The 23,907-nt window shown below is 38.2% G+C and carries 23 protein-coding genes; 10 read left to right on the top strand and 13 right to left on the bottom strand.

Annotated features, from left to right (window positions below; all coding sequences use genetic code 11):
- Window positions 1-2: 2 nt before the first annotated feature.
- From F938_RS20440 to F938_RS20400, 9 genes are all read left to right on the top strand, one after another.
- On the top strand, window positions 3-506 hold the full coding sequence (locus F938_RS20440; protein WP_004723558.1) for an Hcp family type VI secretion system effector: 504 nt from the start codon (window positions 3-5) through the stop codon (window positions 504-506).
- 65 nt (window positions 507-571) lie between these two features.
- A complete protein-coding gene (gene tssE / locus F938_RS20435; protein ID WP_004832251.1) occupies window positions 572-1,045 on the top strand; it encodes a type VI secretion system baseplate subunit TssE in 474 nt (157 codons plus the stop codon).
- A 15-nt stretch (window positions 1,046-1,060) separates the two neighbouring features.
- Window positions 1,061-2,869 (top strand): type VI secretion system baseplate subunit TssF, encoded by a 1,809-nt coding sequence (tssF, locus tag F938_RS20430; RefSeq protein ID WP_005034780.1) that lies wholly within the window; start codon window positions 1,061-1,063, stop codon window positions 2,867-2,869.
- Window positions 2,833-3,825: a type VI secretion system baseplate subunit TssG gene (gene tssG / locus F938_RS20425; RefSeq protein ID WP_004832247.1), complete on the top strand. Its 993-nt coding sequence runs from the start codon at window positions 2,833-2,835 to the stop codon at window positions 3,823-3,825. The genes tssF and tssG overlap by 37 nt, the downstream gene beginning before the upstream one ends.
- Entirely contained in the window at window positions 3,826-5,211 is a 1,386-nt protein-coding gene (locus tag F938_RS20420) for a hypothetical protein (RefSeq protein WP_005034777.1), read from the top strand.
- Window positions 5,212-5,248: 37 nt separating this feature from the next.
- Window positions 5,249-9,121, top strand: a complete 3,873-nt coding sequence (tssM, locus tag F938_RS20415; protein WP_171067121.1) for a type VI secretion system membrane subunit TssM — start codon at window positions 5,249-5,251, stop codon at window positions 9,119-9,121.
- A 34-nt stretch (window positions 9,122-9,155) separates the two neighbouring features.
- Window positions 9,156-10,115 (top strand): type VI secretion system-associated protein TagF, encoded by a 960-nt coding sequence (gene tagF, locus F938_RS20410; RefSeq protein ID WP_004832239.1) that lies wholly within the window; start codon window positions 9,156-9,158, stop codon window positions 10,113-10,115.
- A gap of 4 nt (window positions 10,116-10,119) precedes the next feature.
- Window positions 10,120-10,884 (top strand): OmpA family protein, encoded by a 765-nt coding sequence (locus F938_RS20405; RefSeq protein ID WP_009584266.1) that lies wholly within the window; start codon window positions 10,120-10,122, stop codon window positions 10,882-10,884.
- A 39-nt stretch (window positions 10,885-10,923) separates the two neighbouring features.
- Window positions 10,924-11,190 (top strand): PAAR domain-containing protein, encoded by a 267-nt coding sequence (locus F938_RS20400; protein ID WP_004832234.1) that lies wholly within the window; start codon window positions 10,924-10,926, stop codon window positions 11,188-11,190.
- A gap of 228 nt (window positions 11,191-11,418) precedes the next feature.
- On the opposite strand, the gene F938_RS20395 is transcribed toward F938_RS20400, so the two are convergent.
- Window positions 11,419-11,961: an NADPH-dependent FMN reductase gene (locus tag F938_RS20395; RefSeq protein ID WP_005034773.1), complete on the bottom strand. Its 543-nt coding sequence runs from the start codon at window positions 11,959-11,961 to the stop codon at window positions 11,419-11,421.
- Window positions 11,962-12,141: 180 nt separating this feature from the next.
- On the opposite strand from F938_RS20395, the gene F938_RS20390 reads away from it, so the two are divergent.
- On the top strand, window positions 12,142-12,708 hold the full coding sequence (locus tag F938_RS20390) for a phosphorylase family protein (protein ID WP_005034771.1): 567 nt from the start codon (window positions 12,142-12,144) through the stop codon (window positions 12,706-12,708).
- Between the two features lie 103 nt (window positions 12,709-12,811).
- Here the strand turns inward: F938_RS20390 and F938_RS20385 are convergent, their stop codons facing one another.
- The 12 genes from F938_RS20385 to F938_RS20335 all read right to left on the bottom strand — a co-directional run bounded on the left by F938_RS20385 (window position 12,812) and on the right by F938_RS20335 (window position 23,823).
- Window positions 12,812-13,426, bottom strand: a complete 615-nt coding sequence (locus F938_RS20385; protein ID WP_004832227.1) for a TetR/AcrR family transcriptional regulator — start codon at window positions 13,424-13,426, stop codon at window positions 12,812-12,814.
- Window positions 13,427-13,925: 499 nt separating this feature from the next.
- The gene (locus tag F938_RS20380) at window positions 13,926-14,723 is read right to left on the bottom strand and encodes an ATP-binding cassette domain-containing protein (protein ID WP_005034769.1); all 798 of its coding nucleotides are present in this window, start codon (window positions 14,721-14,723) and stop codon (window positions 13,926-13,928) included.
- Window positions 14,724-14,732: 9 nt separating this feature from the next.
- Window positions 14,733-15,554: an aliphatic sulfonate ABC transporter permease SsuC gene (gene ssuC / locus F938_RS20375; protein WP_005034767.1), complete on the bottom strand. Its 822-nt coding sequence runs from the start codon at window positions 15,552-15,554 to the stop codon at window positions 14,733-14,735.
- Complete coding sequence (gene ssuD, locus F938_RS20370; protein WP_005034766.1) at window positions 15,551-16,720, bottom strand: FMNH2-dependent alkanesulfonate monooxygenase; 1,170 nt, start codon at window positions 16,718-16,720, stop codon at window positions 15,551-15,553. The genes ssuC and ssuD overlap by 4 nt, the downstream gene beginning before the upstream one ends.
- A gap of 28 nt (window positions 16,721-16,748) precedes the next feature.
- Window positions 16,749-17,681, bottom strand: a complete 933-nt coding sequence (locus F938_RS20365; RefSeq protein WP_227561129.1) for a sulfonate ABC transporter substrate-binding protein — start codon at window positions 17,679-17,681, stop codon at window positions 16,749-16,751.
- A 93-nt stretch (window positions 17,682-17,774) separates the two neighbouring features.
- Window positions 17,775-18,734 (bottom strand): sulfonate ABC transporter substrate-binding protein, encoded by a 960-nt coding sequence (locus F938_RS20360; RefSeq protein ID WP_005034761.1) that lies wholly within the window; start codon window positions 18,732-18,734, stop codon window positions 17,775-17,777.
- Between the two features lie 329 nt (window positions 18,735-19,063).
- Window positions 19,064-20,419 carry an amino-acid N-acetyltransferase gene (gene argA / locus F938_RS20355; RefSeq protein WP_005034759.1) on the bottom strand — a complete coding sequence of 452 codons (1,356 nt, stop codon included), beginning with the start codon at window positions 20,417-20,419 and terminating at the stop codon, window positions 19,064-19,066.
- A gap of 376 nt (window positions 20,420-20,795) precedes the next feature.
- Window positions 20,796-21,158, bottom strand: coding sequence for an RcnB family protein (locus F938_RS20350; RefSeq protein ID WP_005034758.1), 363 nt, complete (start codon window positions 21,156-21,158; stop codon window positions 20,796-20,798).
- Window positions 21,159-21,525: 367 nt separating this feature from the next.
- Window positions 21,526-21,822 carry an RcnB family protein gene (locus F938_RS20345; protein WP_005034756.1) on the bottom strand — a complete coding sequence of 99 codons (297 nt, stop codon included), beginning with the start codon at window positions 21,820-21,822 and terminating at the stop codon, window positions 21,526-21,528.
- A gap of 219 nt (window positions 21,823-22,041) precedes the next feature.
- Window positions 22,042-22,437, bottom strand: a complete 396-nt coding sequence (locus tag F938_RS20340) for an RcnB family protein (protein ID WP_004832208.1) — start codon at window positions 22,435-22,437, stop codon at window positions 22,042-22,044.
- Between the two features lie 279 nt (window positions 22,438-22,716).
- Window positions 22,717-22,872: a hypothetical protein gene (locus tag F938_RS24560; protein ID WP_004832203.1), complete on the bottom strand. Its 156-nt coding sequence runs from the start codon at window positions 22,870-22,872 to the stop codon at window positions 22,717-22,719.
- Window positions 22,873-23,076: 204 nt separating this feature from the next.
- The gene (locus F938_RS20335; RefSeq protein WP_004832201.1) at window positions 23,077-23,823 is read right to left on the bottom strand and encodes a YciK family oxidoreductase; all 747 of its coding nucleotides are present in this window, start codon (window positions 23,821-23,823) and stop codon (window positions 23,077-23,079) included.
- Between the last annotated feature and the right edge of the window lie 84 nt (window positions 23,824-23,907).

The following is a 23,907-nucleotide window of genomic DNA, read 5'->3' as shown; positions in this document are numbered from 1 at the left end:
TAATGAAAGACATATACGTTCAATTTCAAGGCAAGTACAAAGTTGATGGTGAGTCACGTGATTCTGAGCACAAGAACTGGCTAGAAGTTAATTCTTGGTCTCACAACATCCGTCAACCAAAATCTGCTACTTCTTCAAGCGTTGGTGGTCATACTGCTGAACGTGTAGAACATTCAGACATGCTTTTCGTTAAAGATTTGGATGCGACTAGTCCAAAACTTTGGGAAGCTTGTTCTGCTGGTTATACTTTTGACGAAGTTCAAATTGATTTTTACCGTGCAAACGGTGACAAACGTATCAAGTACCTCCAAATCAAATTGAAGCATGTTCTTGTTTCAAGTGTAACACCTACTGTAAATGAAGAAGGTGTTCCAACTGAAGCATTTGGTTTGAAATATGCTGCAGTTGAGTGGACTTATAATCAACAAGATATTAACGGTTCTGCTAAAGGTGCCGTTACTAAGAAATGGTCTCTTTCTAACAATACAGCATCTTACGCTGCTTAATTGTTGGTCGAGACAGATAGGGACTGCACAGTCCCTATCTGTTTCATATCATTAGAATATCAGTTATGAACTTAGATCAACTTTATCCCTATGGGTTTCGGTCTACACTCTTTGATCGTTTGATTGTTGAAGATGATTATGTAAAAGGGCTTTCCATACACGAGCTAAGAGAGTCTGTTGCTCATGATTTGGAAGATTTGTTAAATACCCGAATCGCTAAACTAGATGTGGATATTGATGATTATGCTTTAGCCAAAAAATCGATTGTACAGTTTGGAATTATTGATTTTGTCGGGCTTTCAACTGCAAATCCCACAGATCGAGATGTTATTTGCCAGTCCATTGAGCAGTCGATCGCTGCACATGAACCACGATTAAAACAGATTAAAGTAGAAATGCAGCTAGATGATCAGAATGTTGGTTCTTTATGCTTAAGCATTCAAGCCTATTTAAATATTCATCCGCTTTATGAACCTGTAATTTTTGATGCCTTACTCAAGCCAACAACACAGCAATATGTAATCTCTGCCAGATCTTAAAAATGTAGGTATGTCGTGATAGAAGAACTTTTACCGTATTATGAAAAGCAACTACAAGAATTTGGTCAGCAGTCACGTGCATTTGCAGATAAATATCCTAAAATTGCGCAAAGATTATCTTTAAACCAAGAACAAATTGATGATCCTCATATTGAGCGCCTGATTCAGGCTTTTTCTTTAATTGCAGCACGTATTGATAAAAAATTAGCCGATAGTTATGACATATTTACTCGCTCATTATTTGAAGTGATGTTCCCGCAGTATTTGCGACATTTTCCTGCCTGTTCTGTGGTGAGCTTTGAAGATTTAAATAAACAAAAACAATTAACAGATGTTCATATTATTCCTAAAGGAACAACTTTAAAATCAAGAAGTTTTAAAGGAGTCCAATGCGAATTTAATACCAGCACTGAAGTGAAACTACTTCCCATCCAGCTGGAAAGTTTAAGTTTTCAAACCACGCCAAGTGCGCATATTCATTTGAATCAAAATGCGACACTTAGTTTAAAATTTGAGCTATTAAATCCATGTAAAAATTGGTTGAAAAATGAAAAGCTTCCTATTTATTTAGATGCGATTTCTAACTTTCCATTGCAAGTTTTAGATCATATTTTTCATCAGGATACCAGCTTTAGTCTGCGTATCAATAAAAAAGTTACAGCAATAAATAATCCTTTTGAAGTGATGGGATTCCGTGAAGATGAAAGTCTATTACCTATAGATCAACATACTCATCATGCCTATCGTTTGTTGATCGAATACTTTTGTTTTCCAGAAAAATTTAGTTATCTGAATGTAAATTTAGATTTTTTAAAATTATTAAAAGATGAAAATTTAACTTTTGAAATTCAAATTCATTTGAAGCTGAATTTAAACGATCAAGCCATTATTCGAAATTATTCAGAATTGAATGTGGCGAATTTTAAATTATTTACCAGCCCAGTGGTCAACCTATTTGAAAAACAGGCTGAACCGCAAAAAATCAATCATAAAAACTTAGAATACCCTCTCATCACAGATGCGCACCATCCTGAATTTTATCAAGTGTATTCAATACTTGAAATGAATTTGATTCGTGAAAAAAGTAATCAGGATCAAGTGGTTTATCCTATTTTACCTTTCTTCGCAATGAGTCATTATCATGGTGAAGATATTCAGTTTTTTTATGCCTTAAATCCGACTGTTTTACAAAATCAATATGTGGAAACAGGCTATTCAATTATTTCAAAACAACTCGAGCCTCAGAGTATTAAGTCGGATTTTGTCAGTTGCAGATTACTTTGTTCAAACCGTGAATTGCCGTATGAAGCTTTAGGTCAATCGAATAATGTTTTGAATTTGAATGACAGTACAGTTGCTCGCCGTGCTTTGATATTAAAAAGACCAACTGAGCCTTATCAATTTGAAATGAATAAAAATGAACAATGGCGGATTATTTCACATCTTTCTTTAAATACGCTGGCGTTAATGAAAGGGGATGCCGTCAGTCATATCAAAGAGTTACTTGAACTTTATAACTTACCAAAATCGAAAGAAAATCATTTGATTATTGATGCGATTAAACAGATCGAATTTGAAATTACCCATAAACTTGTTGAAGCAAAACCTTTCCCGATGTTTGTACGTGGCGTTAAGGTATTGATGGATGTGGATGTTCAAGTTTTCCGTGGACATAGTCTCTATATTTTCAGTGAATTGATTAGTCATATTTTCAATTTAAAAGTACAAATGAACAGCTTTGTTGATGTTTTTGTGAGAGATTTAAATACAAAACAGGAGTTATACCAATGCGTACAGAACGTTGGTGGCAAGAAGCTTCTGTAGTTGACGAGCTTTTCAAAACCCCTACAGCTTTTGAATTTGTGCAGTCAACCCGATTATTTAGACATGCACCCACCATCACCACTTTAAAAAGTTGGTCAGATGATTTTCTTTTTGAAAGTTCACTAAATCTAAATTTCCCCAAGCATGAGATTGAATCCTTAGAACAAGTTGAGGATAAGATCCATATGACCAATTTGGTAGTAGGTTTAACGGGTATGCAGGGTGCAATGCCTTATACCTATACCAATAAAGTCAAGCAAGCACCTCGTAAACAACGTGTCGAGGTACAAAAGTTCTTAGGGCTATTTAACCATAAACTTACAGCCCAATTTGTCGATGCAAGTCTGAGTTATAACCTGCCTGTACGTTATGAAATTGAAAAAGAAAATAATTACTTAGAAATTTTACATGCGTTAAATGGATATATTCGAACACAGCATCAGCAAGATGATTTAGACGATTATTTTGCTGAGTTTTCAGGATTGATGCAGGGACAAAACAATACTGCACATGCGTTGAAAACGATGTTGACCTGTGTCTTTAATCATCCTGTTGAAGTCAAAGAATATATTACTGAGAAGTTTAAGCTAGGCGATGAGCAGAGAACCAAATTAGGGGGCAAACAACCCTTTCTTTTGGGGGTAAATACTTTTTGTGGGGAAACTATTCGACAAATAGATGGAAAAATAGAAATTCAAATTGGTCCATTAACTCATGCTCAATATTTAGAGTTTTTACCGAAGAAGAAGTTAAGTAAAAAATTAAAAAAAATACTTCAGAGTTGGTGTAGTCCAACCTTATTGGTTGATTTGCGGTTGGTGCTTGCTAAAGAAGAAGTTCAGCCTTTGCAGTTGAGTTCAACAGCACAAGTCGGTTTGGCACAAGGTGCTTTTGTGATGCCGAAGATGCAAAGTGATAATGATGAAACCTGTTATGCGCTGATTGGAGCTTCATAAATGATTAAAATAATTTTAGCAACATTGATCAGTGTCATTTTACTGGTCTCAGCAATTGTCGTATTTTATTGGCGTGATATTAAATACAATCCAAGTGGACAGGATTTTGTCATTTTCTTTGGACTAATCCCTGCTGCAATTACATTGTTGCTTGTGACACCGATGTTGCTGAAGAAGTTCTATCAAAGTCGTCAAGACAAGAAAGAGCAGCAAAAACTTGAACAAGAGCAACGCTCAGAACAGCAAAATATCGTTGAAACGCCAGATGCAGAAATTGAATGGGTAAATTTAAAGGTCTATTCAACAACCAGTTTAAGTGCAATGGGTGAAAATGAAGTTCATATTGAGCAGCTGCAAGATGTGGTCAGCCCCCAACTTGATCAAGCACTCATCAATAGTTATGGTTTACCCATCTTATCATTGCGTATACAAACACTTGAAGAACAAGAAGAAGATTCATCAAGTTTATCGGGTCGTCAGAAACGGATCACAGCCTTAATTCAGCAACAGCTTGAACAGAATACCGACATGCTTCACCAAATTGCGGAGCATTTAAAGAATTCAGCACTGTTCTATGATGCTAAACTTGCACATGAATATCGTATGCATCCTGCCTGGATTAACCCGCATCAAGAATATGAAGATGAACCTGTAGAACAACAGGTTGCAGAAGCTGTACCACAATTGAATCGCCTCAATATTCATCTTATTTTGCCTGAAAATTTATTTCACACATGGGATGAAAACTCAGGTGCAGAATTGATTCAACAGTATTTTACAGAGCTTGGTATCATTGATCAGCAGTTTCATACTGAATATCATTACTGGGGGGAAACAACGGCATATCATGATTGGATGAAATTGCTGAAAAGAACACAATCATTAGATGCAGAAGTTTCGTTATTTATTGTAGTTGATTCTGAAATTGATCAAGAAACCATTGATGATCGAACATGGATGACAGAAAAATATATTCCTTCTGAATATATCAGTACCTGTTGTATGACCAATGAAAAGGTTGAATTGCAAAATTTACAGCCAACAAAGTATATTCGAATTGCACTAAATTCTGATCAGGCATCTAGGTCCTTAAAAGAGTTGAATTTGGCTCAAGTAGAACAATTTGAACAAGAACAACCTTTTGTTTTGGTTTTAGATGATCCTAAAGAGGTCAAACTGTTAAAAAGATTAGAACAGAATTTTGCAGAAACACCGATTGAAGCACATCACTATCTTTATTGTAAAAGTAGTTTAGGTCATACCCAATCATTAGCCAAAGTTTTTGGTTTTATGTTGGGTCTGCACCTTAAAGATGAGTTGTATGGCTATGTTTATAGTGCTGAACATCAGCAAACCCAAGTAATTGTTGGGACTGAGTTTGCATAGAGATTACAGACAAATTTAGAAAGAAATCGAGAAAATGATACAAACAATTTTAAGCTATGCATGGCAATACATCACAAATCCAAAGCTTGTGATTGCGCTTTCAATCCTTGTTGCGATAATTTCTTCGTACAGTGTGGTACCACGTCAGTATTTCTTTATGATGCTCGCTGCCTATATCCTTGGGTTGGTGATTTACGGAATTTACTGGTTGATTCAACGCCGTAAGCATGCTGAACAAGGTGAAGCTTTGGCTGAAGCCATTGAGCAAGACAACACAGCTGAATACGGAAAACAAAAAGACAAAGAAGAATTAAACCTGATCAACCAACAGATGAAAGAATCGATCCAATTGATTCGTAAATCTAAATTGGGTGACAAAAGCGGAAACGCTGCCCTTTATGAATTACCGTGGTATATGGTGATTGGTAACCCTGCCGCGGGGAAAAGTTCAGCAATTTATCATTCTGGTTTGAAATTCCCATTCGAAGAAACCCATCAAAAAGTGGTGTCTTCAGGGCTCAGTGGTACGCGAAACTGTGATTGGTTCTTCTCTACAGAAGGAGTGTTGCTCGATACCGCAGGGCGCTATTCTGTATATTCAGAAGATCATTCAGAATGGTTAGGTTTTTTAAATATTCTGAAAAAGAATCGCTCAAAAGCACCGATCAATGGATTGATTGTGATTGTAAGTGTGGCTGAATTGGTCAGTCAAAGCCCTGAAAAATCAATTAAATTAGCGAAAAGTTTAAGAGCGCGGATCCAAGACTTAACTGAACGCTTAGAGATCTTTGCGCCAGTGTATCTGGTTTTCTCTAAAATGGATTTGATCGCAGGCTTCACCGAGTTTTTTGAATGCTATGAGGCAGCAGAATTTGATCAAGTCTGGGGTGCGACTTTACCTTATGATCCAGAATCATCACAAAATGCAGCTGAACACTTCGAGAAACACTACAACATTTTATATGATGGCTTAAAAGGCGTAAGTACAACCCATTTAAGTCGCCGTCATGCACAAAATATTTCTCCAAGTGTGATGACTTTCCCGCTTGAATTTAAGACGTTAAAACCTGTATTAAAAACTTTTATCGGGACATTGTTTGAAGAAAATCCATACCAGTTTAAACCTGTATTCCGTGGTTTCTATTTCACCAGTGCTTTACAAGAGGGTGTGATTGAAAGTCCAATGACAGAACAAATCGTTGATGATTTTCAACTGGCTAAGATCCCCAACAGTGAACATGGTATTCCACAAAATTCAATCTCTCAGAATCATGGTTATTTCTTAAAGGGTTTATTCTCAGAAGTTATTCTGAAAGATAAGAATTTAGTTAAACAACATATTAATCCAAATACAAAACGTAAGCGCTACTTGGCATTTATCGCATCATTATTGGGTGTGTCGATTATTTTAGGCTTATGGGTTTGGTCTTATCGAAATAACCAGCAATTAATTGCAGATGTACAAGCAGATCTCAATAAAGTTGTTCAAATGGAACAAACCACAGGTCAAGAGCTTTCAACCCAAATTGATGCTTTACTGATTTTGCAACAACGGTTAGAGCAGCTAGATGACTTTGATCAGCATCGCCCTTTAAAATTCTCGTTTGGTTTATATCAAGGCAATGAGTTAAAAGAAAAATTAAAAGCGGAGTATTTAAAAGGGGTGAGACAGATTGTCTTAGCGCCGAGTCAGCAAAACATTGCGCAGTATTTGCAACGTGTTAAAGGCAATGAGCAAACACTCAAGCAAAATCATGTTAATGTGGAAATTAAACAAACCTCTTCTACACAGATTGCATCAGAGCCTTCAGACACAAATCCGCAAGATGCTTATAATGCATTGAAAGCTTATCTTATGATGAGTAATCCACAATATATGGACGCAAGTCATTTAAGTGATCAAGTTACCCGCTTCTGGCGTTCGTGGTTAGATGCCAACCGTGGACAAATGCCGCGTGGAGAAATGATTCAAAAAGCTGAAAAAATCTTGAGCTATTCAATGACATTAGCCAATGATAAAAAGTTCCCAGTTTTAGAGTCAGATGCTCAGCTCGTGGATCAAACTCGTCAAGTATTGCTCTCAGTGGTTCGAGGAATGCCAGCACGTGATCGTGTTTATAACGAAATCAAAATGCGTGCAGCCGTACGTTATCCTGCTGTCACTGTGGCACAAATTGTGGGTGAAACCAATCGTAACGTGATGTTGGGTGGTTATGCTTTACCAGGAATATTCACCCAGAAAGCTTGGGATGAATATGTTGACAAAGCCATTGAAGAAGCTGCAAACAAACCAACAGATACCAAAGATTGGGTATTGAATAGTACTCAGTCTGACGATTTAACATTTAGTGGCAGTCCAGATCAAATTCGTAAACAGCTGACGCAACTGTATAAACAAGAATATATTGCAGAATGGAAAAAGTTTATTAACGCTACCCATTATGCAAAAGGTCCTGATTTTGTTCAGCAAGCGAAGATCATGGATGTGTTGGGTGAACCACAAAACTCTCCAATCCGAACTTATATTGATCGTGTCGCGAAAGAAACCAGCTGGGATAACCCTGTGGTTCAAGCAGAGCTTGCCGCACCACAAACAGGTTTTGTTGCTTGGTTCAAACGTAAAGTACTCGGTCAGGGTAAATCGGATGAAATCCAACGCGCGTCTAACCAGACACAAGGACAAATTTCTCAACAGTTCCAAGTGTTCTATCAATTGGTACGTAAGCGTGATGATTTACAAGACAAATCCTTGCTCGACGACTATTTACAGAACATGGCTCAAGTGAGAAGTAAACTGAATGACCTTCGTAGCGCGGGTGATTTTGGTCCAAGTGCTTTGGCTTTAGCGAAACAAACAATCAATGATCAAAGTTCAGTCTTTAATGCGACCCAAAAAGTTGTCGATGAAAAACTCACAGTAGGCTTGGGCGAGCTAGATCAGCAAATGGTTCAAAAGCTTTTGGTTAGCCCACTGACGCAATCGTTCGATAGCTTATTGACCCCAGCACAAGATGAGATCAACAAACTTTGGACCTTACAAGCGTACCAACCATTTAGTCAAACACTTTCGCAAAAAGTTCCGTTTAATTCATCAGGAACAATTCAAGCGACCAGTAATGAAATTAGCCAAATTTTTGGTGACAACGGAAGTATTTCCAAGTTTGTTAAAGAGACGCTAGACCCATTCGTGATTCGTCGTGGTTATACCTTATCTTCAAAAACTTGGAAGAATATGGGTGTGGGGCTGAACCCAGAATTTGTGATGAATTTTGAGCAATATACTACACCGATCAATGGTGCATCAGCTGGTGCGGCAGGCGGTGGTGCCCCAGCAGCCAACCAATCAAACTTCCAGTTCTATCCAATTCCAAATAACAAATTGTTGTCTTATAGCATTGATATTGATGGACAGCGTTTAGTTTATGAAAATGGTATTCAACAATGGGTGAACTTTATGTGGCCAAATCCTGGAGCAATTCCGGGTGCGCGCATCACAGCAATTGATTTAGATGGTCAAACTCATACGATCTTTGAAGAACCAGGCGAGTATGGTATCAACAAATTAATTGACAGTGCACAACGTAAGCCACTCAATGGTAGTTTTGAAATGACATGGACCAGCAAACAAAACAGTGATTTGTTTGTGAAACTTCAGTTCCGTTTGATTAGTGGTAATGCTTCTAACCCAATTGGTTCAAATCGTGGTTATGTGGGCTTAAAACTGGTAGATCGAGTCACTAGCCCTAAAGCGGCATTGGTGGTTGCAGCACAGCAAGCACCTGCAACAGCATCTAATCCACAAGCTTCATCGCCATTTGGTGGCGCAGCATCATCGGCAGCAGCGCCTAAACCGCAGGCGCCTGCAGCAAATGCAGCACCGCAGCCTGCAACAAATGGGGGAGCTCAATGATCTTAGGGAACGATTTAGTGCGAGGGATGAAAGTATGCAAACATTAAAGTCTACACCATTGTATTATGGAAAATGCCCTGCGCGCGGTGACTTTTTAAAAACCAAAGGGCAATATGCATTGATCCAAGTGATTGATCAATGGATTACTGAAGCACTAGAAATGGCGATGCGGGAAGAAAATTTTAATGAAGCCTATCAATCTTTAGCACCATTAGATTTCTTTATTGCCAATCCGAAAGAAAAAATGTTTCTTGCCGCCAATATGGTGACCAGTGAAGACAGTTCAGGGCGCCAGTTTCCAATGGTTTTGAGCCAATTATTGGAAATTGAAAATCCTTTTCAAAACTTATTGTATGCGCCGTTTAAATATAAACCTGTACTGATTGATCTTTTTCAAAAGAATCGCATGTTTAGAACCATAACTGATCCTGAGTTATTGGTGAATAAACTCGGTTTGATTGATCGCGAGGTTCAGGTACTGTCTGAGCTAAAAACACAAGACTTCTTCGAACATCATACAATGCATTCATTTGCGCAAATGATGAAGATCACGCCTTATGAATTGGCGCAAAGTATGCTGGGCTTGGGTTTATTGCTGCAACCTGTACTGAAACATGGCACCAGTAAATTATCAAAAGTATTAATTTTACCCATCAATAACCAAAGTTATTGCTATGAAATTGCTGCATTTTGGGTCAATTTAATTGGACGTTTCTTGGAAAAAAACAATACAGAGATTTTGATCGGTATTTTGCACCAAGAGTCACCGATTTTATTGTTTGGATTCCAAGGTGCTGACATTACTGCATTAAGTAATATTTTTACTCAAAATATGCAAAATGATCATTGGGTGTCTTTGGTACAACCATTATGGATTGATGCTTATCTTGAACAGAATGCAGGTCTTGCAGCGCTTGAGCAATCGCTCTGCCAGCGTCAATTAAGTTTAACGCAAGGTATGAAAATTTTTCGGCAAACCTTTATAGATGAATAATGATATGAAGAATCAAAAAGTAAAAATATTGAAAAAATTTGCGATTATTTCGAGCTTATTTTATTCACTACAGGTATTTGCTGCACCGATCGTGGTTGAGGGTGTTGTACCCAATGATATGACCAAACAAGCGATTTTAGCCAAGTTAAAAGCGGTATATGGTAATGATCAGGTGGTTGATAAAATTCAAATTCGTCCTGTATCTGCGCCGAATGGCTGGAGCGATTCAGTGACCCGAGTCATCACACCGGATCTAAAAAAAATTAGCCAAGGTAAGCTTTCGGTACGAGGTACGCAAGTTGAACTGATGGGGAAAATGGGTGTTCAAACTGATATTCAACCTACCACCACATTATTTCAGTCATTGGTTCAACCGCCTTACCGACTCAATGCACAAATTACCGTGAATGCTGCGGAGCAATCGGTTATTGATAATGCATTAAAAAATCGAATTATTGAATTTGAATCTGGTAAAGCAGTTTTGACTCCAGCAGGTACACAAATCTTAGACGAGATGGTGGTTGCATTAAATAAGGTTCAGGGTAAGAATGTTAAGATTGTTGGGCATACTGATAGTCAGGGTGATCCACAAAAAAACCAAGCATTAAGCTTGCAACGTGCTGAAGCTGTAAAACAATATTTAACCACTAAAGGTATTGCACCAACTCGCCTAAGTACTGCAGGATTAGGTTCGACTAAACCTGTTGCTGACAATGCAACGGATGAGGGGCGTAGAAAGAACCGCCGTATTGAGTTTGATGTTTTATAAAATGCTTTCTGAATAACAAAACAATAAAAGGTAAAATTTATGGCACTTCCATATATTACATTAGGATCTCCAACCACAGGTGGTGGAAAAATCATTTCTGCCCAATCATCTTTTTTGATTGATGGAAAGGCAATTGCCTGTGTCGGAGACAAAGCAACATGCCCTAAGCATAAGTGTGTAGCTACGATTGTGGCAGGTGATAATCATATGTTGGTGATGGGCAAGGCTGCGGCACAACACAATTCACCTTTATCATGTGGTTGTAAATGTATTGGTGATCAATCATTAACAGTTGGGCAGAATTAACGATTCTTCAGGGATAAAAAAAGCCCCATCATCCTGACGGGGCTTTTTCGTATTGGTTCGTTAGGTAAACTCCTGTTCTACCTCACTTCCTGATGCTCAGACCGATTATTGTTGTTTTGTGTCTGGGAAACTTCCTGTTCCCTATGACTCTAGAATAGATAAATTCTTTAGATCGTCCAAGTCGTAAAATCAAACAATCATTGTAAGCTAAAGCGTACATTAATCACTTTAAACATTGGCATATTGAATCAATTTATTGACTACAGATTTTACAGCTTTCTGATCAAATTCATTACCTTTAAAAATTTCAGCTTTACCACGTTGACCAATATCACGAATTTCGATGACAGCATTGGAGTCGACCATACCAATAAAGGCACATACCTGTTTAATTTGATCAATAGAACGAGAGCCGTTGGTTCCACCATAACTCACAAACGCTGCAGGTTTGCTTTGCCATTCCTTATATACATAGTCAATTGCATTTTTCAGTACAGGGCTGTATCCATGATTATATTCTGGGGTAATGAAAATGAAGGCATCTCCCGAAGCGACTTTTTTTGCCCATTCCTGCTGCTTAGGTTGGTCATAAATACCAGATGCAGGTGAGTTTTTCCCTGCAAAGAAAGGCAAATCCCATTCTTTTAAATCTACGATTTCAACATTTAAAGTATTAAATTCAAGTTTGTTAATTTCTTTGTGTAGCCATTCTGCAACTTTGATTGCAACACGACCTTCTCGAATACTGCCCACAATGATTTGGATATTCATTTATTGTCATCTCTATTTATGTATTTCATCATTATTATGAACAATCAAAATGTAGAGTATCGTAGTGATTTGTATATGATTTTAAATTGAATGTGGTGGGCAGATTGTTTTAAAAAAGAATTAAATTGATCTAGGATAAAATTTCAATTTTAATAAGTAAAATTTTAATTTTGAACAGTGATGAAAGATAATTTAGCATTAATCATGGCTTTACCCAATGAATCTAAAGGTTTGTTTGAACAAGCAGGAATTCCCATTCACTATAGTGGAATTGGCAAAATCAATGCAGCATTCACAGCTTATGATGTCATTCAAAAAACAGGTTGCAAAACCATATTGAACCTCGGAAGTGCAGGAAGCTCAACTTTTAATGCCCATGAATTGATCGAAGTAAAAACCTTTGTACAGCGAGATATGGATGTTTCTCCACTCGGCTTTGAAGTGGGTGTGACGCCAATGGATCAGCATTTTCCTCAAGAAATTCATTTAGACTGTTATTTTCCTCATTTATCAAAAGGCATTTGTGGTACAGGGGATAGTTTTGAAACAGGGCAGCCAAAGGTCAATTGTAATTTAGTTGATATGGAAGGTTATGCATTGGCGAAAGTATGTAAAAAGCTCAACGTGCGATTAATTTCCGTGAAGTATATTACCGATGGTGCCAACGATACTGCGCATTTAGATTGGGAAGAAAATTTATTATTAGGCGCACAGAAATTATTAAAACTTTATCAGTCTTTAGATTAGAAAAACAACAAATTGAATATCTTTAGAATTTCAATTTAAGTTCAGGCGACCATAGGGAACTATGGTCGTTTGCCAAAATAACCAATATTGTTATATTGGATGATTAATTACGCGGTAAAACACCATATAAAGTCATGTGAATCGTATGTTCGATTGCACGTTGACACATACTTTTATTGCGTAAAGTTTTACCTGTAACCATTTCGATTTGAGTACTGAAATCAGCATAGTTTTGAGTCAATGCCCAAATATTGATAATCAGTAATTCAGCATCAATCTGATCTGAGATTTTACCTTGAGTTTGCCAATTCAAAATGACCTTCGCTTTGCGTTTAAATAACTTTTTAAGCGGACCTTTGAGGATGGATAAAATATGTGGCGCACCTTGAATTACTTCTAAGGCAAAAAGCTTAGAGGCTTTGGGCTGAGTTCTTGAGATTTCGATCTTTGTCATAATGTAATGTGACAAAGCCTCAGCTGGTTCCAATTCCGATTCAAGCGATTGTAATGGTGCTAACCATTTCTGCATCACGGTAGTCAGGACTTCAACGTATAAAGCTTCTTTATTTTCATAGTAATAGAAAATATTCGACTTATGCATATCTGCTAACTGCGCAATTTCGTCTAGGCTTGCACCGTTGAAACCATAGACAGAAAACACATCAAGTGCAGCACTAAGTAACTGCTGCCGTTTTTGAGCACTCTTTTTTTGTTCCATCGCATCTTTAAATCAAATAAATGATTATTAAATTGTACGGTAAAATGTTTGATTTGTGCACAGAAAGCAACATTATTTTGGTATATTTCTGATAAATAATTATGAAGTTTTATTATTAAATCAATCGTAATTCACTATTATCTAAAATTGCACTAAACTAGAGCAAAATTAATATAAAAATTATGTCAGTTATGGCTTATTATTTAAATTTTGTGACATTTTTTAGTATAAGGCTATTTTTTGAGTCACTTACAAAATAATGAACCATGAATGCTGTTATTTAATTTTAATTTAAGAAAGTCATTTTGATTTAAAAGCACTCGATTATATTTGAATGAAAAATCTCTACGGATGATTTTATTTATTTAATAATGAAGTTTTCGCCGATAAAAATGGATAAAACTTCGGTATATTGATAAAAATATAGGATTCAATCTGGAATAAGGGCACGAACTTTTATGCCCTTATATTTTATAGATAAATTTTCAGCACGCTATTTTTAAGTCGCAAGCACCGCAGCAAGCACTTGTTGTTCAAGCTCAGCAAAGGCAACTCCTTTTTGACGTGGGCGGGCTAAATCAACTTGAAACTGTTGTGCGATATGCCCTTTATCCAAAAGAATAATACGGTCTGCCAATTGCACAGCCTCACTGACATCATGGGTGACCAGAATAGTAGTAAATCCTTGTTCTAACCACAGTTTTTCGATCAGGCTTTGCATTTCTAGGCGTGTTAATGCATCCAAAGCTCCCAAAGGTTCATCAAGAAGCAATACTCGTGGTGTGTGCGACAAGGCACGTGCAAGTGCTGTTCGTTGACGTTGTCCACCTGAAAGTTGAGAAGGCCATAATCCAGACTTTTCTTTTAACCCGACTTTTTCTAATAATTGCTCAGCTTTGGGAAATTGATCTTTGGTGAGACCCAATTGCACATTTTTTAAAATGTTTTTCCAAGGTAAAAGACGCGGGTCTTGAAACATCACCCGGATATCATCTGCAATAATACCTTCACGGAAATTCAACAATGACTTAAATTTAATTTCACCGTAACTCGGTTGTTCTAAATCAGCAATTAAACGCAAGAGTGTACTTTTACCACAGCCACTGCGCCCTACGATCGCAACAAACTCTCCTGCTTCAATATGTAAGTCTAAATCTTCAAGAACTTTAACTTCACCATAGTACTTATGCAGGTGTTCAATCGAAATTTCTGCGCCAATTTTTGTCTGATCTTGTTCAATAATGTCTGGGTTTGGAAGAAGATCATTGGCATATTGGCTTATACTTAAATCGGTCATTTTAAGCTCCTATTTCTGATAACCTGCGTGCCAACGCAATAGATATTTTTCTAAGAATTGTGCGAATACATCGGCAAGCTTGCCGAGAAGGGCATACAGTAAAATACCGACAAGGACGATGTCTGTTTGTAGAAACTCACGGGCATTCATGGTCATATAACCAATTCCAGATTGAGCAGAAATAGTTTCTGCAACAATAAGTAAGACCCAAACTAAGCCCAATGAAAAGCGTAAACCAACCAAAATGGATGGCATTGCGCCTGGTAAAATAATTTCTTTATACAATTGCCAGTGATTTAAACCATAGCTTTTCCCCATCTCAATTAACTGAGGATCGACTGAGCGAATGCCATGATAGGTATTGATATAAATAGGGAAAAATACACCAACAGCCACTAGAAATAATTTTGCAGATTCATCAATACCGAACCATAAAATCACAAGCGGTATGAGTGCTAAAGCAGGAATATTTCGAATCATTTGCAAGGTCGTATCAAGTAGATTGGATGCAACTTTCGAAGAGCCATTGAGTAAGCCTAAAATCAGACCTAAGCCACCCCCAACCAATAGCCCGAGTAAGGCACGTCCTGCACTCACTTTGACATGTTGCCAAAGTTCACCGCTGACCAATAATGTCCAAAATGCCGATACAACAGCTGTAGGTGCTGGAAGAACACGACTTTCAAGTAAGCCAGTTTTCGAGGCGATTTGCCAAATGACAATGAGTAAAATTGGAACAATCCAAGGCAGCAAGCGCTGCCCAAATTGCTTTGTTCCACGTGAAACGATATGACTTTCCTTGTTAGGGTTCCGCTTGGCTATGGCATTCATGCGAGCTCCTTTAAGGGCTTTTTATTTTCCTCAGGTGTGTAGTTGTTGGCAACAATTTCCCCAAATGGTCCAGTTAAATTTGGTTGGGTGAGTTTTTTACGTGTTTCCAATGGAAGCAATGGGAATACCAACTCAGCAAAACGAATGGATTCTTCCAAATGCGGATAGCCAGAAAAGATAAATGTGTTGATACCCAAGTCTGCATATTCTTGGATACGGTCTGCAACTGTTTGTGGATCGCCCACCAATGCTGTACCTGCACCACCACGAACCAATCCAACACCTGCCCAAAGGTTTGGAGAAACTTCAAGTTTGCTACGATCACCATTGTGTAGTTCTGCCATGCGACGCTGACCGACAGAATCCATTTGTTTAAATTTCTTTTGAGCAGCTGCGATGGTTGCATCATCGACATACTGAATCAGTTCATTGGCTGCTTGCCATGCTTGTTCATTGGTTTCACGAACAATCACATGTAAACGGATACCATAACTTAACTGGCGTCCTTTGGCTTCAGCACGTGCTTTAACCACTGCAATTTTTTCTTTTACCGCAGCAGGTGGTTCACCCCAAGTTAAATAAGTATCGACTTGCTCAGCTGCCAATTCGATGGCGTCTTCAGAAGAGCCACCAAACCAAAGCGGTGGGTAAGGGGCTTGAATAGGAGGATAAAGCAGTTTGGCATCATCAACATTCAGGCGTTCACCATGAAATGTAAAAGATTCACCCGTATGTGAACGCTTTAAAATTTCACGCCAAATGGTGGTGTACTCCGCTGCTGTTTTATAGCGTGTAGCATGATCTTCATATAAACCATCACCTTTTAATTCTTGTTCATCACCACCTGTAACGAGGTTAAGTAGAACACGACCATTGGATAAACGGTCAAAAGTAGCCGCCATACGTGCTGCGAGGGCAGGTGTGGTTACACCTGGGCGCAAAGCAACCAAGAATTTTAAATTTTTAGTGGCATCAATTAAGCTTGCTGCCGTGATCCATGGATCTTCACATGAACGACCTGTTGGAATAAGTACACCTTCATAACCCAAATTATCGACTGCAACAGCAATTTGTTTCATATAGGCATGATCGACTTGTCGTGCGCCTTTGCTGGTTCCTAAATAACGACTGTCACCGTGAGTGGGAATAAACCAGAAGATTTTCATATCATGCATCCTTAAAAAAATTCAAATACTATTTCGCAGTCCAAACAGCTTGTTTAATCTCTATGCTATTTGGAATAATTTTGAGTTCGCTAAAGCGATTTGCGAGTTGTTGTTGGTCTGAAATCACTTTGGCTGAAAGTGGAGCAGCACCTGAGGGGCGAGGGCGTCGATCAATAAAAGTCTGACTGACTTGTGGTTTTAAGCCCGTGCTTTGACCAATTGATTGTGCGGTGGCAACACGGTTGGTCTGCACCCATTTATCTGCAACATTAATTTGTTGGATAATGCCTTTGACTGCTTGAGGATATTTTTTTAAAAATTCAGGTGACGCCAAGTAAAAAGTATAATTCGGACTTAAACCTTGCCCTGAAGCAAGTACACGGGCTTGATCTTCAATCTGCGCAGAAGCAAAGAATGGGTCCCAAATCGCCCAAGCATCGACGGCTCCTTTTTGGAAAGCGGCGCGTGCATCAGCAGGAGTGAGCCAAATGGGTTGAATATCCGACCATTGCAAGCCAGCTTTACGTACAGCTTGAACCAGTAAATAGTGAGCGCTCGAACCTTTTTGTAGTGCAATACGCTTACCTTTTAATTCGCCGAGTTTGGTTATTTTTGAGCTTTTCGGTACTAAAATTGCCGAAGCCAACGGTTTGGCCGCTTCATAGGCAATATAATACAAAGGCTTATTGGCTGCTTGTGCGTAGACTGGTGGCGTATCTCCTGTGACACCTACATCCAGTGAACCAACGGCAAGAGCTTCAAGAATCTGTGGTCCTGCTGGAAATTCACTCCAAGAAATCTTGGCATTGGGAAATTCCTTTTCATAGAGTTTCTGTTGTTTGGCAATTGCAAAGTTAATCGAACTTTTTTGAAAACCAATACGCAATTCTTTCACTGTTGGGTCGATTGCCCACACCGAAGTTGACCCAAGCATTGCACTACAGATCAACATTGTTGTCATTGCATGTGTAGGAGCATTGAACCATGATGATGTTTTGTGTTGTACAAAGTGTTGGGTCATTTTGATGTCCTCATTACATCGCATTGTGCGAAATTAGTGGGCTAATACAGCCGCTTGAATATTGATTTTGTTTGGAATAAGTTTTTGTTGATAAAAAGCATCAGCGACATCTTGTTGCTTTTTCACCACATCATTAGAAATCGGACTTACCCCAAAACCCATCCGTGAAATGGATGTATTGAGTACATCAAGCGGTAAGCCTGTTGGTTTTTCTAAAAGTTTTGCTGCATCAGTTTGATGTTGAGATACCCATTGTGTGGTGGTGTTCAATTCATTCACCACGACCTTTAAAACATCGGGGTGTTGTTCTGCAAATTTACGATCAGCCAAATAAAATTGATGGTTATTCACCACATTTTGACCAGTAGCAATCACTTTTGCATTGAGCTGTTTTTCAGCAGCAGCAAAGAACGGATCCCAAATAACCCACGCATCGACTGCACCTTTTTCAAAAGCAGCACGTGCATCGGCAGGCGGTAAGTAGACCACTTGGATATCATCCAATTTTAAGTGATTTGCCTCCAATACTTTGAGTAAAAGGTAATGTACGTTAGAGCCTTTGTTCAGGACCACACGTTTACCTTTGAGGTCTTGTACCGATTGAATAGGTGAATCTTTAGGGACAATCAGTGCCTCAGCCAAAGGTGCAGCAGGCTGATTGGCAACGTAGACCAGATTGGAATTTGCCGCTTGAGCAAAAATAGGAGGTGCTTCACCTGATTCGCCAAAAGATACGCTCCCCACATTTAAACCTTCTAGCAATTGTGGACCAGCAGGAAACTCAACCCATTTGACATTGACCCCTTTTTCTTTAAGTGCTTTATCTAGGTCACCACGAGCTTTGATAATCGGCAATACACCATATTTTTGAAAACCAATATTTAAAGTCGTGCTTTCTTGTGGTTTAGAACATCCAGTCAGCATCATGATGGTGGCAAGGCTTGCACTTAGAAAGGAGATTTTTTTCCATGAAGGTTGAAATAAGTGCGCCATGAGTCACGATGCCTGTGTAATGTAAAAAGAATGAGCATCAGCTTAAAAGGCTTTGTATTTTCAAAAAAATAAGTTTTTGATGATTGCTAATGAAAAAAAAAGATAAATGATTAAATGCTAAAGTTATCGTTAAATTAGAAATATAAAATTAATATTCTATAAAAATAGAAAGTTATAAGAATATGAAAAGTATAAATTTATTGTTTCTATTTAGATTAGGAATATAGATTCCATGATCATGCATAAGCAAAACATCTCAGTCATGGAATCTATTTAGATAAGTTTAGATGTAAATGTGATAATTCATAGAACTCAGTTTGTTTTGAGGATCAGGCAATCCGTTTTTTAAATACCATTGAATTACGTTGATAGTTATATAGGGCTTGCCGCGCTTCTGGTAAGTCATCCACATTCGCCAAGTCAAAACCATGCTCTAAGAACCAGTGTGCTGTTCGTGTAGTGAGAACAAACAGTTGTTGAATGCTTTGCTGGCGTGCATGTTCTTCTAGGAAATGGAGAATTTGACTGCCTCGATTCGATTTACGATAGCCAGGATGGACAGCAACGCAGGCGATTTCAGCGGAGCTTACTTCATCATTTGAAGCAGGAATTGGGTAGAGTGCGGCACACGCTAAAATTGTACCGTCTCGCTCGATGACAGCAAATTTATCAATTTCAGTTTCAAGTCGTTCGCGTGAACGATAGACCAAAATCCCTTCTTCTTCTAATGGGCGTAATAAATTGATTAAACCACCTACGTCACCGATATTTGCCATACGCACTTCTTCATAATGTGCATCTGTGATCATGGTGCCATGCCCATCTCGGGTAAAGAGTTCTTCAATTAAAGCGCCATCATATGCATATGAAAGGAGGTGCACGCGATTGACCCCTTTTAAGGATGCCTGTTTGGCATTGTGTAAATGCAATGCAATTTCAAAATTTGAATCTTGATATTTTTCAATGTGTCTATCAAGTTGGTGTGGGGTAATTTCACGTTTTAATTGACCGTACTCATCCATCAAGCCTTGTTGACTACCCAAGAAAATCAACTTATCCGCTTGCATGTGAATGGCGGTTTTTGTTGCCACTTCTTCTGCGAGTAAATTAAACACTTCACCAGTGGTTGAATAGCCTGTTGGACCTAATAGCACAATATTTTGATTGTCTAGATGACGTTGAATCGCCTCAGTATCAATGGTTCGAACCTCACCAGTGAGCTGAAAATCAATCCCATCTCGAATACCGTAAGGTTTTGCCGTCACGAAGTTACCCGATACAACATCAATGCGAGCACCAAACATCGGTGAGTTGGCGAGCCCCATAGACAATAAGGCTTCAATTTGTAGTCGAATCGAACCTACAGCACTCATCACACAGGGTAAAGAAGCACGTGTGGTAATGCGACGATTGATATGAATCGGACTCTGAATTTTATTTTGGAGCAAATTTGCATTGATTTGCGGGCGCGCGCCGTGGACCAAAATGAGTCGGATACCTAGTGAATGCAATAGTGCAATATCATGAATAATATGCTGAAAATTTGGATGTTCAACGGCTTCACCACCAAACATCAATACAAAGGTCTTGCCCCGATGGGCATTGATATAAGGTGCAGAATGACGAAACCAATGCACATATTCTTGCGCTATGCTTTGCGTTGTTTCTGGATTGTCAGTTTGCATACCTATCTCAGTATTGTTGATTGCTATATGATGATTCTAAACAAAAATAACTGAGAAATAATAGTCAAAATAAAAAAAGCACTCGAACGTGGGAGGACGAGTGCAAAAGGGTTATTCATTTCACAATTAAATCTTGAATATAAGATGAAAGTTCACATATTAAAAAGGAAGTGATTGACATTGCATTTGAAGCTCCGGTATCAACACATTTCCTTTCGATCTATGGATAAACTTAATCCTGAAATATAGAGAAATAATGAAGATATCCATGAAAATATGTAGTTGAAAGCATTGTTAATTCAATAGAATTGTCATGTATTTCTCAAAATATTAAAAAAACCCAAGCACAGTTGGGTTTTAGTTTATGTTAAAAATATCAGCCGATGACACGAATAATGCGATGATTTTTTTGGTTTACCAATACATAGTCGCCATTGATTCTATACCACTGTTGATACTTTCCTGGTTTGGATAAATGACGATAGTTTTTATAGTTGACGTGATAACGAGAAGAGCCAAATTGAGAAGGTAAATACTGACCTGAACGCCAATGACGACTTGGAATAACGGTATTGCCATAATGCTTATTGTTGTTCCAACGATGATCATTTCGATGATCCCAACGCTGTTGTTCATAACGGTGCTGTTGATCTCGATGGTCTACATGTGGGGCTGCCATAGCTGAAGTGGTTATCAGTGCCGCCATCGAAAGTGTGATCGTGGTTAAAATGCTTTTCATTTGATTCACCTGAATTTAACTTGTGTCCTTTGATGCTTTCAAATTACGCAAAAATTAGAGATAAATGGTGAGGATGATTTAGTTGAATTGTGAAATGTATGAAGATTTGATGAAGGCAGCCAATATCCTTATTTTTCTCGGTCCTTAGAAATCTCAAAGTCGTATCTCTGCTGTGGAAATCGACAAAATGAGAGGCTTGATACGCAAAACGATCAATTGCTCAATGAGCTTGAAAATAAAACGAACAATCTGAAGTTAATTTTAATAAAAAAACCCTCCTTGGGAAAAGGAGGGTGAGGAAGGCGTTGAGTTTTAACGGATGGATAAAGCAAACAGAATAGGGACTGTGCTTTTGATCATTTTAATATTAACGGATGACTCGAATAATATGGTGGGTACGTTCGTTCACAAGTACATAACGACCATCAACTTTATACCAACGCTCAAATTTGGCTGGTTTGTGAAGGTTTTTATAAACACGATAATCATTCACATAGTAATGATTGTCATGGTAGCGTTCAGGTAAAATTACACCTTCTCGCCATTCAAATTTTTCATGACTAGCCATAGGGCGATGATCACGACCATGATCCCAATCTGCCATTGCTGAGGTTGCGATTAAGGCACTGAGAGAGAGCGTGATTGCGCTGATAACTTTTTTCATTTGAATTGACCTTATAAAACGGATGATCTATCCGATGATTCAAAATTACTCCCGAATTTGAGATAAAAAATGGAGAAATATCATTGAATTGTGAATTTGCATGCAAGTTCTATAAATTATTCTCATCGCTTGTAAAAGCAGAAATTGAGCAAAAAAAAAGCTCAAACGAAAAAGGTGTTTGAGCTTATGAAATTTAAATATTGATCAGTGTTACACAGACTACATACCACGGATACTCACAATATTATTGTTATCAGAATCAACTAGGATATAGTCATTATTAATTTTATACCATTGTTGATTACGTGAGGGTTTTGGTAGATTCTCATCCTTATAATCAACTTTATAGCTGTTTCCTCTGTAATGTTGTGGCATTACATAACCCATTTGCCATTTATGTTGCTGTAAACGCTTTACACCACGTTCTTCTCGCTCCCGACGTTGCTCTTGAATATTATCATCGTCATTCCCACGAAAATTACGCCCACGCTCACCGCGATCACGCTTACCTTGGTCATAACCATGGTCATTGTCAAAATGAGGACCTGCAATGGTAATTTGAGTCGTCAGCAGTGTTGATAGAGAGACTGCGATGATCGCTAAAATCTTTTTCATAATCATCCTCGCTTATCCAGTGTGTTTATTTTGACCTCACTACTGTACTGCTAAATTGCAGAGAAACTGTGAAGATAATTCAGTTTTTCATTAAAAAATACAGACATAATCAAAACATATTTCTGAAAAAGTGAAAAGGGTTATCGTAATGCTTTGAACCACAAACGCTCATGTACTTTTCTTTAGTGCACATTTTATGATTAAAAAAATGTAAATATTTATAAATATTGTTTTTAGCTGAGTTGAAGCGTAGCGCTAACTCAGCTTTGATCAAACGGTCTAGTACCATTGGTCATTCATATCCTTGAGACAATTGATCGCTTTGATAATATTTTCTGCTTGATAAGCATCATCCAGTGCTTGAATAAAATCATTTGGCAGTTGTAATTGTTCGATTGAACGGATGATCTCTACTTTATATTTTAAATCAGTCATGATTCATTCCTCTCCAGATCTGGTTTTGTTGAGGAAAACTATAAAGGACCTTATGTAATTTGAAAAACTGGATATAATTATATTTTTAATTGAATAAATCGATTTAAATTGTTTTCTAAATCTAAACTTTGATGATGTTTATAAAAAATTCACTCAACAATATTTTCCCCTCACTGATCAAAAACGCGGTGAGGGGAAAATCAATCAGTCTTGTGCGTCGATACTTTCGCCATTTAATGAAAGACTGTCATCACCCATCAAGTAAAGATATGCTGGCATAATCGATTCTGGTGACGGTAGCACTTTTGGATCTTCATCAGGATAGGCTTTGGCACGCATTGCCGTACGTGTACCACCGGGATTAATACAGTTATAGCGAATATTCGGATAAGTATTTTCTTTGGCAAAAATTTTACTCACCGCTTCAATCGCTATTTTTGATACCGAATAAGCACCCCATTGTGCACGTGCTTCTCGTCCAACACCTGAGCTTGCAAAGACCACCGAGGCATGTTCAGATTTTTGTAATAAAGGCAGGAGTTCTTGGGTCAAAACAAAAGGAGCACGTAAATTCACTGCCATCACATCATCCCAAACTTCTTCGGGATAGTTTGCCAGTTCCACACGTTCGCCTAAGATACCCGCATTATGTAAAATACCGTCTAAACGTCCAAATTGCTGTTCAAGCGTATCAACCAAAAGTTCGTAATCTCGAGCGGAAGCAGTTGAGAGTTGTAAAGGTAAAATCGCCGGCTGCGGCGCACCTAATGATTCAATTTCATCATAAATGACTTCAAGTTTATTGAGCGTACGACCATGTAAAACGACAGTGGCACCGTGTAAGGCATAGCTGAGTGCTGCTGCACGCCCAATACCGTCTCCCGCACCCGTAATCAGGATAATTTTATCCTTCAATAAATCTGGGCGAGGTTGATATTCTGAATATTTCATGGGAGACCTCCTATAGTTGTTATGATGTGATTTGAGTTTCAATATAAAAACATTGAAACATCATATTCAAGATGTTTCAGTGCC

Origin of the sequence: Acinetobacter bereziniae LMG 1003 = CIP 70.12 (assembly GCF_000368925.1) — a bacterium.
Classification (GTDB): Bacteria; Pseudomonadota; Gammaproteobacteria; order Pseudomonadales; family Moraxellaceae; genus Acinetobacter; species Acinetobacter bereziniae.
This window is presented reverse-complemented; position numbering and strand designations above follow the sequence as displayed.